This window comes from Streptomyces sp. NPDC051776 (assembly GCF_040681345.1).
Taxonomy (GTDB): domain Bacteria; phylum Actinomycetota; class Actinomycetes; order Streptomycetales; family Streptomycetaceae; genus Streptomyces.
The window spans coordinates 42961-57263 of the sequence record NZ_JBFAYQ010000042.1; the positions used below are offsets into that span (position 1 = coordinate 42961).

Consider the following 14303-nt stretch of genomic DNA (forward strand, 5'->3'; position numbering starts at 1 on the left):
GACCGATGACGGCGGTTCATGCGTGCCGCGAAGCATGACGTCCCGGGAAGCATGACGTGCGGGGAAGCGCGACGTACCGGGGACGAATCGCGCGGAGGCGACCGAGCCGCCGGTGGCACCCCTGCGATCGTGACCGGGCGGGCAGCGAGCCCGCCCGGATCACGGCTGCTCCACCGCCGTCACGAGGACGGCCACCGTCACCGTGACGGCAGTGTCGGCGGCAGCCGCCGCGGTCACGGCCGAGCGTACGGCCCGGGCGACGTCCAGCGTGCGATGGCTGAGCGCGGTCGCCAACTGCACCTCGACATGGCGCCGTTGGGGTTGCTCCTCGTCACGGATCCGTACGGCGCGGCCGAGCCTGCCGAGCGCGGGAGCGAGCCGCGTCACACCGGGGACGGCAACGACGGCGTCGGTCACGTGGCGTACGGTGTCGGGCTCCGATTGCCTGCTCTCCTGGCCGGCGTCGCCCCGCTGCTTCTCCGATCCGGGCTCCCCCTCCGATCCGGGCTCCGCGGCATCCCGGTCCCGGCCGTCGTTTTGCTGCTCGTCCCCGGTCTGCTCACGGTCTGCCCTGCCGTCCGGCCCCTGCTCGTCCCCTCCCCGGCCGTGCTGCCCCGGTTGCTCCCCGGCGCCCGGTTCACTGTCCAGGAGGTCGGTGACCCGGAGATCGACGGCCCGCGCCTCCAGTCCTACGTCGTGTTCCGCGGAAGCCAGCAGCAGCTCGCGCAGCCGCTCCGCGGTTTCCGGGAGCGGCTGCCGCGTCCAGGCCGCGAACTCGGCCTCCACGCGCAGCAGTCCCGGGGGGAGGGCGCTCGCCGGAGGCGGCACGGCCGGCTCGTCCGCCGCGCCGGGGTCGGCGAGGGAGAGCCGGATCCGGCCCGTTCGTACTCCGCGCAGCCTGTCCGCCGCCAGGCGCAGCACATCGCTCGCCGCCCGTTCCGTGATCCACGCGCCGTCGTCGGGGCCGCCGAGCGGCAGGATCCGGCCCAGCCCGAGCTGTTGCCGTATGGCGTCGGTCCACACGTCCGTGACCATCGGCCTCACCCTCCTCGGCTCGTCCACACGCTTCGTCGTCCCTCTCACCGGTGCGTTCGCCGTCCCCGCGACCGCCCGCCACGGGTACAGCGTCCGTCCCACGCCTGCCGCGCCCCTGGAGCGGCACGTCGGATTCACACTTAATGTAGGCAAAGGGGCGAAATGGCGTTCTCACCTCGGAAGGGATGATCGGACATGCCCGAGACCGCACAGCGGAAACGGACCGAGACACCGGAATCCCCGTCCGCGAGCGAGCCCGCCAGGAAGACGCTGGGCACGGCACGCGGCGGCGGGGACCCGGCCACCCGTGGCCGCACCACCATCGCCGACGGGGTCGTGGAGAAGATCGCCGCCCTTGCGGCGCGTGATGTCTTCGGCGTCCACACGCTTGGCGGCTCCCGCACCTTCGGCGCCGTACGTGACCGGGTTCCGGGCGGCAGGCCCCCGGTCACCCGCGGAGTCCGTGCCGAGGTCGGCGAGGTCCAGACTGCGATCGACATGGAGCTCGTCGTCGACTACGGGGTGTCGATCGCCGATGTCTCGCGGGCCGTGCGGGAGAACGTGATCTCCGCGGTGGAACGGATGGCGGGTCTGGAGGTCGTGGAGGTCAACATCGCGGTCAGCGATGTGAAGCTGCCCGACGAGGAAGAAGAGGAAGAGGGGCCGCGCATCCAGTAGCCAAGCCGTAGGGGGCCCGGACTGGACCGGCGGCTCAGGCACAACCGAAGGAGCGCACGATGAGCATGGCCCTGATCGGCATGATCGCCGGCATGGCGCTGGGCTTTGCCGGATACTTCGGCGGGTTCGGCGCGTTCCTGCTGGTGGGGGCACTGGGCGTCGTCGGGCTCGTGGTCGGCCGCCTCCTCGAGGGCGACCTGGAGCTCGGCGACTTCTTCCGTCCCCGCGACGACCGGCGGCGGTGATCGCCGGTGCGGGAGGAGCCCGACACCGCGGCGGAACCGGCGCCCGAGCTCGTGGCCGCCGGGGAAAGGGGGGACACCCGTATCGCGGACCGGGTCGTTGCGAAGATCGCCGCGCGCGCCGCCAAGGAGGCTCTGCGGGGCGCCCCCGCGGTGCAGTGGGTGCCCGCCGAGCGTCGGCCGCACGCGACGGTCTCCCTCCGCCGGGCCCCTGAGCAGGGCGGGGCGGTTCCCCCCTTCGGTGAGGCGCGGATCCGAGTAGCCCTGGAGCTGGGCTATCCCTGCGACATCGGTGCACAATGCGGAGCCGTGCGTCGTGATGTCACGGAGCGGGTACGGGCCCTGGCGGGCATGGACGTGCCCGAGGTCTCCGTGTTCGTGGAACGACTGCACTCCGAGCAGTCGCGGGCCACGGAGCAGGGGAGGGTCACATGAGCGACCACGCACCGGATGCGAAGGGCGCTTCCGGCACCTCCGGCAGCACCCGGCGCATGCCGACGGTCGAGCGGGAACCCGGCGCGGGGGGCGAGCACGGCCCCGGCGGCGATCCCGGCGCGGGCGGCGGCTCCGACCTGGAGCAATCCACGTCCGCCGCGGACTACCAGGGCCCGACCGGGGACGACAAGCCGCGCCGGTTCTGGTCGGACCGCCGTGTCCCGGCGGGCATCGTCGCCGCCGTCGCCACCGCGGGGCTGGGCCTGGCCCTCTACGATGTCTCCGCGGTACGGGCGGGGCGCAGCGCGATGGAGTGGCGCCGCCGGCTCGCCGACGGGCTCGCGGAACGGCCGCTGGACGACGGCTGGATGATCGGCGGCGCGGCGGCCGCGACGGTGATCGGGCTGTGGCTGCTGCTGCTCGTGGCCACCCCCGGGCTGCGGGCGCTGCTCACCATGCGGAAGCCCTCGTACGTCGCGGGTGCCGACGACGTACGTGCGGGACTCCACCGCACCGCGGCCGCATTGGTCCTCCGCGACCGCGCGATGGAGGTGTCGGGCGTCCAGTCGGTACGGGTGGGCGTCAGCCGCCGACGCGTCAAGGTCCGCGCGACGGCCCACTTCCGCCGCCTCGACGAGGTGCGCACCGATCTGGGCGCGGCCCTGGCCGTCGGGCTCGACGAACTCGGCCTGGTCCGGCCGCTCGCCCTTTCCGTACACGTACGACGCCCGACGAAGAGGTGACGTGCCGATGCTGAGGATCGTCAACCGCGCCCTGCTGGGACTGCTCGCGCTCGCGCTCTTCGCCCTTGGCGGATCCGTTCTCCTCACCGGGCTGGACCTGCCGCGGCGCTGGGGCTTCGAACTGCCGGACTGGTGGCCCTTCTCGGGGCCGGACGATGTCGTTCTGACCGAGGCGGACCGCACCCGCTACCGCGACGACGGCTGGTGGTGGCCGACCGTCTTCGCGGTGCTGACCGTCCTCCTCGTGCTGATGCTGTGGTGGTTCCTGGCCCAGCTCCGGCGTCGTCGCCTTCGTGAGGTCCTCGTGGACAGCGGGGACGGCGCGGGCGCACTGCTGCGGGGACGGGCCATGGAGAACGTGCTGAACGCGGAGGCCGAGGCGATGGACGGCGTCTCCCGCGCGAACGTCGTCCTGACGGGCCGCCGCCGTACGTCGCCCGAGACCCGTGTCGCCCTTCTTCTGGAACCCCATGCCGCCCCGGCCGACGCCCTCAACCGTCTGACCGGGGAGGCTCTGGCCCATGCGCGCGACTCCGCGGGACTCGACCGCCTCCCGGCGGAGTTCCACTTCCGCGCAGTCCGTCATCCTGCGGAACGCGTCCTCTGACGCGGGCGGGAGTCCGGCAGACCGTCGACGGGCGGGGAGGCGAACGCAGACCCACGTGCGGACGCAAGGCTGTCGGGAACCCGCCGGCCCGGGACATCCGGCGGCGCACCGCGCGAAACGGAGCCAATCCGCCCCAGCGGAACCGTTGTTGGAGCCCTCTCCGAGGGCAGGGCCCGCAACCGCCCCGGCAGCAGCGGCGCGGTCAGAATCCGTGCCGGGCTCCGCCGTCGACCGGGAGCATCACGCCCGTGATGTAGGACGCGGCGGGGGAGAGGAGGAACGCCGCGGCCTTCCCGAACTCGTCCGGCCTGCCGTAGCGCCGCAGCGGAACATGCGCCGACGAGCGCGCGCGGGCGGCCTCCGGGTCGCCGGAGAGCGCGTCGAGCTCCCGGACCCGGTCGGTGTCGATACGGCCGGGCAGCAGCCCGACCACACGGATGCCGCGCGGCCCCAGCTCCACCGACAGGGACTTGGCGAAGCCCGCGAGCCCGGGCCGCAGTCCGTTGGAGATCGTCAGCATGGGGATCGGCTCGTGAACGGAGCCGGAGAGGACGAAGCCGATCACGCCCCCGTCGGAGAGCTCGGCCGCGGCGGTCCGCGCGATGCGCACGGCGCCGAGGAAGACGGACTCGAAGGCGGTGCGCCACTGCTCGTCCGTGGTATCGGTGCCCGTCCCGGGAGGCGGGCCCCCGACGCTGATCAGGACGCCGTCGAAGCGGCCGAAGCGGGCACGCGCCGTGGCGATGAGGCGGTCGGCCGCATCCGGATCGGCATTGTCCGCGGCGACGGCGGTCGTGTCCGGCCCGAATTCCGCCGCCGCGTCCGTGACGGCCTGCTCGTCGCGGCTGCTGAGCACCACCTTGGCGCCGCTGCCCACGAGTTCGCGCGCCGAGGCCAGACCCAGCCCGCGAGAGGCGCCGGTGACGACGTACACCCGGTCCTTGAGTTCAAGATCCATGCCCCACATGGTGTCCCATCGCCCGGCGATCACGCGAGGCCTGTGGACAACCGCTGCCGCCCGGCAGTTGGGCGCCCCCGTGCCAGCCCGCGCCCCGCGCCCCGGCCCAGCCCACGCGCCTGCCCCTTCCCCCGACCCCCCGGCCTGAGGCCTCAGGCCGGGACTGCGGTGACCTGCTCCTGCTCCGGCCGCTGCGCCGCCGCGAGGCGGTCCCTGAGCTCGCGGCGGACCAGCACAACCCAGCCCACCGGGACCCCGGCAGCGAAAAGCCACCACTGGATCGCGTACGCCATGTGCGGCCCGATGCCGCTGTGGTCCGGGGCGGGTACGGGCTCCGGCTGCTTCCCGGAGACCTTCGGCGACGTGCCGGTGAGCTGGACGTAGCCACCGAGCACCGGCTTGCCCACGGATCCGGTGAGCTCACGGCTGTTGATCATCATGATCTGGCGCGGCGGCAGGCCCTGCTTGTCCTTGATGCCGCTGTTCCCGGTTGTCTCGTCCGGCATGAGACGGCCCGTGACCTCGACCGTCCCGGAAGGCGCGGCAGGGACCTCCGGGAACTTGGTGAGATCTCCGCCTGCCGGGATCCAGCCGCGGTTGACCAGCACCGCCCGGCCGTCCTCCATGATCAGCGGAGTGAGGACGTAATAGCCGATGCTCTTCTCGTCGGCAGCGGTGCGCTGCCGGACCACGACCTCGTGCCCGCTGTGGTAGGTGCCCTTGGCCGTGACCGTGCGCCAGGCGTCGGCGGGTGCCACCTGCCGCCCCGGTGCGGAGAGCGTGCCCACCGCGACGGCGGGTGCGTCCAGGCTCCGCGCGATCCGCTCGTTCCGGGCGACGCGGTGCTCGTGACGGTGAAGCTGCCAGAAGCCCAGCTCGATCATCACGGGGATGAGGGCGAGCCCGAAGAGGGTGAGAATCACCCACTGTCGGGACAACAGGAAGCGGTACACCCCACGACCGTACAACTCGGTCGCGGGGTGCTCGGCGGGCGGGGGTGCGTCATACGTGGTCGACCAGGCCCACCTTCCCTTCTTCGCGGGCGCAGTGCGCACCGCAGTAGAAGTGGCCGTCGGCCTCGACGCCCTGGCCGATGATGCTGGTCCTGCAGCGTTCGCAGACCGGGGCCATCTTGGCGATGGCACAGGCGAAGCAGTCGAAGACGTGCACCGCACCCTGGGCATGCACCTCGAACGTCATACCGTAGTCGTTTCCGCAAACCTCACATTGGGCCATGGGGCACAGGGTGCGTGCCGGTGCCGCCGCAGGGGGAGCGGGCACCGGGCGCGTCGTGCGGCGTTCACTCGGACGAGGGCGCCGGGGCCACGTCCTGGAGCAGTTGCATGAAGGCCGCCTCGTCGATCACCGGAGTGCCGAAGGCGTCGGCCTTGCGGGTCTTGGTGGTGCCCGAACCGGGATCGTTGGTCACCAGCAGGCTCGTGAGCCGGGAGATGCTGTTCGCGATGTGCAGCCCGGCGTCGAACGCGCGGTCCTCCAGCAGCTCGCGGTCCACCGAGGTGTCGCCGGAGAACGCGACCCGCATCCCCTGGACGAGCCGTCCACCCGGCTCGTACCGGCCCGGGTTGGGGTAAGGGCACGGCGGGCGCTTGCGGCTCTGACGCCATGCGCCCGGGCGGTACGAGTGCGGGCGGCCCCGCGCCGGCGGCACATCCGACCACTCCGTGAGCGGCTGGCAGGCGAGGAGGGGCAGTCGCACCCCGGCCCCCGCCGCCAGGTGGAGGCTGGGCCGGAACGTCTCGGCCAGCACCCTGGCGTCGTCGAGGGCGTGGTGGGCCTGCCGCTGCACGACGCCGTAGTGCGCGGCCAGCGTCTCCAGTCGGTGGTTGGGGAGGGGGAGGGCGAGTTCCTTGGAGAGCGCGATGGTGCACAGCCGCTGACGCACGGGGACGGCACGGTCGGTGCGGGCGTACTCCCGCGCGATCATCGACCAGTCGAAGACGGCGTTGTGCGCCACGAGCACACGGCCGTCGAGGCGGTCGGCGAAGGCGTCGGCGATCTCCGGGAAGAGCGGGGCGCCCTCCAGCACCTCACGGGTCAGGCCGTGGATCCACACCGGGCCCGGGTCGCGCTGCGGATTGACCGGCGAATACCAGTGGTCCTCCACATTGCCCCGCGCGTCGAGCCGGTAGACCGCCGCGGAGACGATGCGGTCGCTGCGCGCGAGCCCGGTCGTCTCCACGTCGACGACCGCATACCCCGGCGGATACGCCTCGGGCCACTCCTCCGCGGCCGCCGGATCCCGCATCGCGTCCCGCACCGGGGGCGCGGACTGCTGCGCGATGGACGGTACGGCGGCGATGCGGTTGTCGAGCATGGTCCACGAGAATACGGGCCGTCTCGGACAACGCCGACCACCGGGCCGGGGCAGCGACATGACGGCGCGTCAGGCCGGAGCCGGGGCGGGTCCTGACTCGTCCGTGCGCTCCTCCGTATGCTCCCGCGGGGACGTCCCGGGACGTGATCCGGCGCCGGGCGGGGCGCGAACTCCCGCTGCCGCGGTCCCATACCGATCGGTAACGACCTCTGGCGGAGTGACTCACTCCGCTCTATGGTGCGGCCATGCCGCACTTGCCCGATGTCGTGCTGTGGTCGATTCCCGCCTTCATTCTGCTCACGGCCCTGGAGGTGGTGAGCTACCGCCTGCATCCCGACGAGGACGCTGCCGGCTACGAGACCAAGGACGCGGCGACCAGCATCGGGATGGGGCTCGGCAGCCTGTTCTTCGACGCGCTGTGGAAGATCCCGATTGTGGCGATCTATGCCGCGATCTATGAACTCACCCCCGTGCGTGTGCCGGTGCTCTGGTGGACGATCCTGCTCATGCTGCTCGTCCAGGACTTCTTCTACTACTGGTCGCACCGCGGGCATCACGTCATCCGGGTTCTGTGGGCCTGCCATGTGGTCCATCACTCCAGCCGGAAGTTCAATCTCTCGACCGCGCTGCGCCAGCCCTGGACCTCCTGGACGGTCTGGCCGTTCTACGTTCCGCTGATCGCCCTCGGCGTACATCCGGCCGCGCTGGCGTTCTGCTCCTCCACCAGCCTCGTGTACCAGTTCTGGATCCACACCGAACGCATCGGCAAACTCCCCCGTCCCATCGAGTTCATCTTCAACACCCCGTCCCACCACCGCGTCCACCACGCCTCCCAAGGCGGGTATCTGGACCGCAACTTCGGCGGGATCCTCATCGTCTGGGACCGGCTCTTCGGCTCCTTCGCCCCCGAGACCGAGCGTCCGGTCTACGGCCTCACCAAGAACATCTCCACCTACAACCCGCTGCGGGTGGCCACGCACGAGTACGCCGCCATCGCCCGCGACATCCGTGCGGCCCGTACGTGGAGCGAACGCGCGGGGCGTCTGCTGCGAGGACCGGGCTGGGAGCCCGCCCGGATCCCCGCTACCGCCGAGGGTCCGGCTACCGCCCGGGGTCCGGCTACCGCCGCGGAGCCCGCTGCCACCGAGCCCGCGGAATCCCCGGCGAGCGGAGCGGCCGTACCGTAACGGCACGGCACACAACGGCACGGCGCGCGCACGGCACGGTCGCACAACGGCTCGGCGCACAGTGGAAGTCCATGGGAGAACGGACGTGAAGGGGCGGCATCCCGGCGTCCCGGAATGCCGCCCCTCACTGCTGTTTTGCGGGGCCCCTGCGGCCCCGCTCTACCTCCGCACCGGCTACTTCCTCACCGCGTCCAGGGCGTCCGCGATCCCGGCCCCGTAGAAGCCGTTGTAGCTCTTGCCGCCCTCGCAGACCGCGTCCGCCTGGCCGTCCCCGTCGATGTCGTACGGGTCCTGGCACGCCTGGTCGTCGGCCTGCTGCTCGAGCAGCGCCTTGACCACCTTCGGTGATGCAGTCGGGTGGGTGCTCTTGATGAGCGCCGCCACACCCGCGACGTGCGGGGAGGCCATGGACGTGCCGGCCATGTAGCCGTAGCCGCCTCCGGGCAGCGGGCCCAGGATGAGCCCGCTGGTGGCCGGAGGGGCCGGGGGCTGGTAGGCGGTGCTGTCGCCGCCGGGGGCGGCGATGTCGACCACGCCCAGACCGTAGTTGGAGAACGAGGACTTCAGTCCCTTGGCGCCGGTGGCGGACACCGTCACCACGCCCGGAAGCTGGGTCGGGATGTCGAAGCACTCGCTCGGATCGATCTCGCGCTCGACCGGGGTCGAATCGTTGGGGCTCACCGGGTCGGTGATGGAGTCGGCGGCCAGGTCGTAGTTCTCGTTGCCCGCCGCGGCGACGTTCACCGCACCCTTGCGCTCCGCGTACCGCGTGGCCCGTGTGATGGCCTCGACCAGCGCCTTCTGGTCGGGGTCATCGGTGCAGTTGAAGTACCACGGGTCGGTGTAATAGCTGTTGTTGGTCACCTCGACGCCGTGCTCCGCGGCCCAGATGAAGCCGCAGACGACCGCCTCGGTGTAGAAGAATCCGGCCTCGGTGGACACCTTGATGCCGGAGACCTTGACGCCCGGGGCGACTCCGGTGACGCCGACGCCGTTCTTCGCGGCGGCGATCTCACCGGCGACATGGGTGCCGTGCGGGCTCTCCTGGGCGCTGGGGCGCCAGGCGCCGTCGGCCGTGTCCGGCTTGCCCGTCACGCAGTTGACGGACGCCTTGCGGTCGAAGTTGGGCGCTATGTCGGGGTGGGTGTCGTCCACGCCCGTGTCGATGACGGCGACCGTGACGCGGTCGCTGCCCAGCGACTTCTCGTGTGCCTTGTCCGCCTTGATGGCGGGAAGGTCCCATTGGAGAGGCTGCAGCGGGTCCTCGTCGGAGTCCGCCTGCTGAGCGGCCGCCTTGGCCTGCTCGGCGGTGAGCAGCTTGGGCGCGCCGGTGTCGGTCGTGCCCTGCGCGGGCAGCGGAGCCGTACGGGTCGAGCCGGCCGAGTCGACCCCGCGGACCTTGCGGATCTTCTCGGCGAAGTAAGCGTCGCCGGAGTGGGCGACGATGACGCCGATCTGGTCGTAGGTCTCCACGATCGTTCCGCCGGCCTTGGATATCGCCTTCTTCATGGCGGAGGACGAGGCCTGCCCGGGGCGGACGTTGACGACATAGCTGAGCTTCTCGCCGCTCGCCGCGGTCGTCGTCATGGCGGAAGCCGTGGTGCCCGCGGCCTCCGCGGGCGCGGCGTTGGCCGAGCCGGGGAGGAAGGCGAGCGCGGTGGTCAGGACCATGCTGGCCGGTATCACAACGGCGCGTCGTGAGCGTCCGGCTGAGCGCTCGGTCATGGGTTCTCCACTTCGGTCGAAGCAGTCACGAGCATCTTCGGAGGTCGTGAAAGGTCAGGGAATCCACGGAATGTGAGGTGCTTTCAGGAGAGAGGACGGCGAGGGCCGGCCGACGCCGCGGTCACTTCTTGACCGCGTCGAGCGCGTCGACGATGCCGAAACCGTAGAAGCTGTTGATGTGCTGTGTCCCCGTGCACTCGGCGTTGACCTTGCCGTCGCCGTCCGGGTCGTACGGCTCCGTCGGACACGCCGGGTTGTCCGCGTGCGCCTTGAGGAGCCACTGGATCTCCTGCGGGCTCGCGTCCGGCCGCTTGCTCTTGATCAGGGCGGCGACACCGGCGACATGCGGCCCGGCCATCGACGTGCCCTGGAGGTACGCGTAGTCGCCCCCGGGCATCGTGGAGAGGATCCGCCCGTCCTTGGCCGGAGCCTCGGGCACCTGGTACTTGTCCCCGCCCGGACCGGCCACATCGATCTGGTTCAGGCCGTAGTTGGAGTAGTACGACTTCAGGCCCTTGGGCCCGGTCGCGGACACCGTCACGACACCCGGCAACTGGGTCGGGATGTCCAGGCACTTCGACGGGTCGATGGTGCGCTCGATCGGGGTGGTGTCGTTCGGGCTCGAGGTGTCCTGGATCGACTTCGCGGCGAGGTCGAAGCCGGAGTTGCCCGCGGACGCGATGTGCAGCGCGCCCTTGCGCTCGGCGAACTTCGCCGCCCTGCTGACCGCTTCGACGATGGCGCCCTGATCGGCGTCGTCCTTGCAGGCGAACATCCAAGGGTCTATGTAGTAGCTGTTGTTCGTGATCTCGATGCCCTTGTCGGCCGCGAACATGAACGCGCAGACGACGGCCTCGCCGTAGAACAGGCTGGTCTCCGGCTCGCTCACCTTGATGGAGGAGACCTTCACGCCCGGCGCGACGCCCGCGACGCCCACATTGTTGCGGGCGGCGGCGATCTCGCCCGCAACATGCGTGCCGTGGTAGTCGTCGGCGGTGTACGGACGCCAGGCGCCCTTGCTGGTGTCCGCGACTCCGCCGACGCAGTTGGCGGACTGCTTCGCGGAGAAGTTCGGGGCGAGGTCCGGGTGGGTGTCGTCCACGCCGGTGTCGATGACCGCGACAGTCACCTTCCTGCTGCCCGGGTTCACCTTCGCGGCCTTGTCGGCCCGGATGGCGGGGATGTCCCACTGCAGGGATTCGAGGGGTTCCTTGCCGGAGGCTCTTGCGGACCGGAGCGCGGTGGCCGAGCGGGGCTCGCGTACCTTCTCCGGTTTTCCGACGTCGGTCGTGGCGGCAGCCTTGAGCGGAGCCGTGCGGGTGGCACCGGCCGAGTGTACGCCCTTCACGGCGCGCATCGTTGCGGCGAACTCGGGGTTCGCCGAGTGGGCGACGATCACCCCGATCCGGTCGTGCACGGCGACCACGGTGCCACCTGCCTCGGTGACGGCCTTCTTCACCTTGCCGATCGTGCCGGCGCCGGTTTCGGTGTTCACCACGTACGAGAGCCGGGGTCCGGATTCATCGGCGGCCGGCGCGTCCGCGGTCTGCGGTGCGGCGGCTGTGGCGGGGCCGGGAAGGAAGCCGAGAGAGGCTGCGAGTGCGAGGCCGACGGGCAGCGCGAGTGCGCGACTGCGCCTGGACCGGAGAGGAGCCATGGGTTCTCCACATCATCCGTGAGACCGTCCACGCACGGGTGTGCGCATGGACGGGTACATGACGACGGAAGCTAGCGCCGATACCGTGATCTGATCAATGGATTTCGGCGAAAGGCCGAGAATCCCCTCAGTCGTGGCCTGTATAGCCCGTATGACTGAAAAGCCCGGCCAGGACCGGTATTTACGTCCTCGGGGTCTTCTGCATCAGCGGCGTGACGGATGCATCCGCAGCGCCTCGATGCTCAACGGCGGCAGCGCAACCCGCGGGCCGTACCACTGCCCGAATTCTCCCGCGGTGATGCGCGATTCGGCCCGCGCAGCCTGTACGGACGCCACCGGGCAGGGCAGCCGCACCATGCCGAAGGGCCGGCGTGCGGGCACGGGAGGCAGAGGGTTCGACGGCTCGCTCACATCCCCGTCAACGAACAGGAAAGCGCTGGGTGTCGGCTCTCCTCAACCGATCCCGTCGAATTCAACCACTCCCCCTGTCGGATCCCGCCATCCGGGCCTACGATGCCGAATCCGGAAGTGATCTAGCTCACCCATGGCCTCAGCCCTAACACCGCTCATTCGTCCCCGTTTGCACCAACAGGAGAGACCTGTGTCTACCGAGTCGAGCCCAGCAAGGGAGGGAGCGCAGGGCACGGAGCAGTACCGAGGAGTGCAGGCGAGTCCCGAGTTCGCCGAATTGCGCCACGCGTACCGCTCCTTCGCCTTTCCTCTCACGGTCGCCTTCATCACCTGGTATCTGCTCTACGTGCTGCTGTCCAGCTATGCGGGCGGCTTCATGGGCACGAAGGTCGTCGGCAACATCAACGTCGCCTTCGTCCTCGGCGTCGCCCAGTTCGTGACCACATTCCTCATCGCGTGGTGGTATGCGCGTCACGCCGCCGCCAAGCTCGACCCGCGGGCCGAGGCCATCAAGTCCCGCCTGGAGGGTGACGCGTCATGAGCCCCACCATCGAGCTGGCCGCCGCGAACGCGAGCGAGCACCGGCCGCTGATCATCACACTCTTCTCGCTGTTCGTCGCCGCGACCCTCGCCATCACGGTCTGGGCCGGGCGCCAGACCAAGGGCGCCGAGGACTTCTACGCCGGCGGCCGGCAGTTCAGCGGCTTCCAGAACGGTCTCGCGATCTCGGGCGACTACATGTCGGCGGCGTCGTTCCTCGGCATCGCCGGCGCCATCGCCATCTCCGGCTACGACGGATTCCTGTACTCCATCGGCTTCCTCGTGGCCTGGCTGGTGGCTCTGCTGCTCGTCGCCGAACCGCTGCGCAACTCGGGCCGGTTCACCATGGGCGACGTGCTGGCGTACCGCATGCGCCAGCGCCCGGTCCGTACGGCCGCGGGCACCTCCACCATCGTCGTCTCGATCTTCTACCTGCTGGCCCAGATGGCGGGCGCCGGAGCGCTGGTCTCCCTGCTGCTCGGCATCACCAGCGAAGCGGGCAAGATCCTCATCGTCGTCCTCGTCGGCATCGTGATGATCCTCTACGTGACGATCGGCGGCATGAAGGGCACGACCTGGGTGCAGATGGTGAAGGCGGTGCTGCTCATCGCGGGCACGCTGCTCATCACGTTCCTGGTGATGCTCAAGTTCAACTTCAACATCTCCACGCTGCTGGGGGAGGCGGCCGAGCGCAGCGGGAAGGGGGCCGCGTTCCTGGAGCCCGGCCTCAAGTACGGTGCCACCGGGATGTCGAAGATCGACTTCATCTCCCTCAGCGTCGCCCTGCTGCTGGGCACCGCCGGCCTGCCGCACATCCTGATCCGTTTCTACACCGTGCCCACGGCCCAGGCAGCCCGGAAGTCGGTCATCTGGGCGATCGGGATCATCGGGGCCTTCTACCTGATGACGCTGGCCCTGGGCTTCGGAGCCGCCGCGCTCATCGATCCGCAGACGATCATCGAGTCGAACCCGGCGGGCAATACCGCCGCACCACTGCTCGCCCAGGAGATCGGCGGCGGCGCGGATTCGACGGGCGGCGCGATCCTGCTGGCGGTGATTTCGGCCGTGGCCTTCGCGACGATCCTCGCCGTCGTCGCGGGACTCACCCTGGCCTCCTCGTCCTCGTTCGCGCACGACCTCTATGTGAACGTCATCCGCAAGGGCAAGGCGTCCGACAAGGAAGAGGTCAGCGCGGCCCGTTACGCGGCGATCGGGATCGGAGCGATCGCGATCGTGCTCGGCGTCTTCGCCCGGGGGCTCAATGTCGCCGGTCTGGTGGCGCTGGCCTTCGCCGTCGCCGCGTCCGCCAACCTTCCGACCATCCTCTACAGCCTGTTCTGGAGGCGGTTCACCACCCAGGGCGCGCTGTGGTCCGTCTACGGCGGTCTGGCCTCGTCCGTCCTGCTGGTGCTGTTCTCGCCGGTCGTCTCGGGCAAGCCGACCTCCATGTTCCACGGTGTGGACTTCCACTGGTTCCCGCTGGAGAACCCCGGACTGATCTCCATCCCGCTGGGTTTCCTGCTCGGCTGGATCGGGTCCCTGGTCTCCAAGGAGGAGCCGGACACCGGCAAGTACGCGGAGCTGGAGGTCCGTTCCCTGACCGGATCGGGCGCCGCGTGATGCGCTGACGGGTCGTTCACCGACCGTTGTGCGGCCGCGTCGTCCGACGTAGCGCAGTCCGCTGCCGCGCAGGGACCGTAGGACCTCGGGGGCGTCATCGACGGTGCGGTCGTTGTGGGTGAGCATGAAG

16 protein-coding genes are annotated in these 14303 nt (G+C 70.4%); 8 read left to right on the top strand and 8 right to left on the bottom strand.

The window, feature by feature from the left end:
- Positions 1-159: 159 nt before the first annotated feature.
- Complete coding sequence (locus AB0M26_RS25640) at positions 160-1035, bottom strand: hypothetical protein (protein ID WP_365264279.1); 876 nt, start codon at positions 1033-1035, stop codon at positions 160-162.
- Positions 1036-1230: 195 nt separating this feature from the next.
- On the opposite strand from AB0M26_RS25640, the gene AB0M26_RS25645 reads away from it, so the two are divergent.
- From AB0M26_RS25645 to amaP, 5 genes are read left to right on the top strand one after another with little or no spacing between them, the layout of a single operon-like run.
- Positions 1231-1713, top strand: coding sequence for an Asp23/Gls24 family envelope stress response protein (locus AB0M26_RS25645; protein ID WP_365264281.1), 483 nt, complete (start codon positions 1231-1233; stop codon positions 1711-1713).
- A 59-nt stretch (positions 1714-1772) separates the two neighbouring features.
- The gene (locus AB0M26_RS25650) at positions 1773-1958 is read left to right on the top strand and encodes a hypothetical protein (protein WP_365264284.1); all 186 of its coding nucleotides are present in this window, start codon (positions 1773-1775) and stop codon (positions 1956-1958) included.
- A gap of 6 nt (positions 1959-1964) precedes the next feature.
- Positions 1965-2390, top strand: coding sequence for a hypothetical protein (locus AB0M26_RS25655; protein WP_365264287.1), 426 nt, complete (start codon positions 1965-1967; stop codon positions 2388-2390).
- The gene (locus tag AB0M26_RS25660; protein ID WP_365264289.1) at positions 2387-3133 is read left to right on the top strand and encodes a DUF6286 domain-containing protein; all 747 of its coding nucleotides are present in this window, start codon (positions 2387-2389) and stop codon (positions 3131-3133) included. Before AB0M26_RS25655 ends, AB0M26_RS25660 begins: the two co-directional genes overlap by 4 nt.
- Before the next feature lie 7 nt (positions 3134-3140).
- Positions 3141-3740, top strand: a complete 600-nt coding sequence (amaP, locus tag AB0M26_RS25665) for an alkaline shock response membrane anchor protein AmaP (protein ID WP_365264292.1) — start codon at positions 3141-3143, stop codon at positions 3738-3740.
- 202 nt (positions 3741-3942) lie between these two features.
- Here amaP and AB0M26_RS25670 read toward each other — a convergent pair whose 3' ends face one another.
- The 4 genes from AB0M26_RS25670 to AB0M26_RS25685 form a co-directional block, all read right to left on the bottom strand.
- A complete protein-coding gene (locus AB0M26_RS25670) occupies positions 3943-4698 on the bottom strand; it encodes an SDR family oxidoreductase (RefSeq protein ID WP_365264294.1) in 756 nt (251 codons plus the stop codon).
- Between the two features lie 152 nt (positions 4699-4850).
- Entirely contained in the window at positions 4851-5651 is an 801-nt protein-coding gene (locus AB0M26_RS25675) for an SURF1 family protein (RefSeq protein ID WP_365264297.1), read from the bottom strand.
- A 49-nt stretch (positions 5652-5700) separates the two neighbouring features.
- Positions 5701-5934: a hypothetical protein gene (locus AB0M26_RS25680; RefSeq protein WP_365264299.1), complete on the bottom strand. Its 234-nt coding sequence runs from the start codon at positions 5932-5934 to the stop codon at positions 5701-5703.
- A 64-nt stretch (positions 5935-5998) separates the two neighbouring features.
- Positions 5999-6964, bottom strand: a complete 966-nt coding sequence (locus AB0M26_RS25685) for a DEDDh family exonuclease (protein WP_365264320.1) — start codon at positions 6962-6964, stop codon at positions 5999-6001.
- A gap of 314 nt (positions 6965-7278) precedes the next feature.
- On the opposite strand from AB0M26_RS25685, the gene AB0M26_RS25690 reads away from it, so the two are divergent.
- Entirely contained in the window at positions 7279-8220 is a 942-nt protein-coding gene (locus AB0M26_RS25690) for a sterol desaturase family protein (protein WP_365264301.1), read from the top strand.
- 174 nt (positions 8221-8394) lie between these two features.
- On the opposite strand, the gene AB0M26_RS25695 is transcribed toward AB0M26_RS25690, so the two are convergent.
- The 3 genes from AB0M26_RS25695 to AB0M26_RS25705 all read right to left on the bottom strand — a co-directional run bounded on the left by AB0M26_RS25695 (position 8395) and on the right by AB0M26_RS25705 (position 11983).
- On the bottom strand, positions 8395-9945 hold the full coding sequence (locus AB0M26_RS25695; protein ID WP_365264303.1) for a S8 family serine peptidase: 1551 nt from the start codon (positions 9943-9945) through the stop codon (positions 8395-8397).
- A 121-nt stretch (positions 9946-10066) separates the two neighbouring features.
- Entirely contained in the window at positions 10067-11602 is a 1536-nt protein-coding gene (locus tag AB0M26_RS25700; protein ID WP_365264305.1) for a S8 family serine peptidase, read from the bottom strand.
- Positions 11603-11806: 204 nt separating this feature from the next.
- On the bottom strand, positions 11807-11983 hold the full coding sequence (locus AB0M26_RS25705; protein WP_365264308.1) for a hypothetical protein: 177 nt from the start codon (positions 11981-11983) through the stop codon (positions 11807-11809).
- A gap of 220 nt (positions 11984-12203) precedes the next feature.
- Between AB0M26_RS25705 and AB0M26_RS25710 the strand changes: the two genes are divergently transcribed.
- Both AB0M26_RS25710 and AB0M26_RS25715 read left to right on the top strand, forming a co-directional pair.
- Positions 12204-12554: a DUF485 domain-containing protein gene (locus AB0M26_RS25710; protein ID WP_365264310.1), complete on the top strand. Its 351-nt coding sequence runs from the start codon at positions 12204-12206 to the stop codon at positions 12552-12554.
- Entirely contained in the window at positions 12551-14173 is a 1623-nt protein-coding gene (locus AB0M26_RS25715) for a cation acetate symporter (RefSeq protein WP_365264313.1), read from the top strand. Before AB0M26_RS25710 ends, AB0M26_RS25715 begins: the two co-directional genes overlap by 4 nt.
- Positions 14174-14303 lie beyond the last annotated feature (130 nt).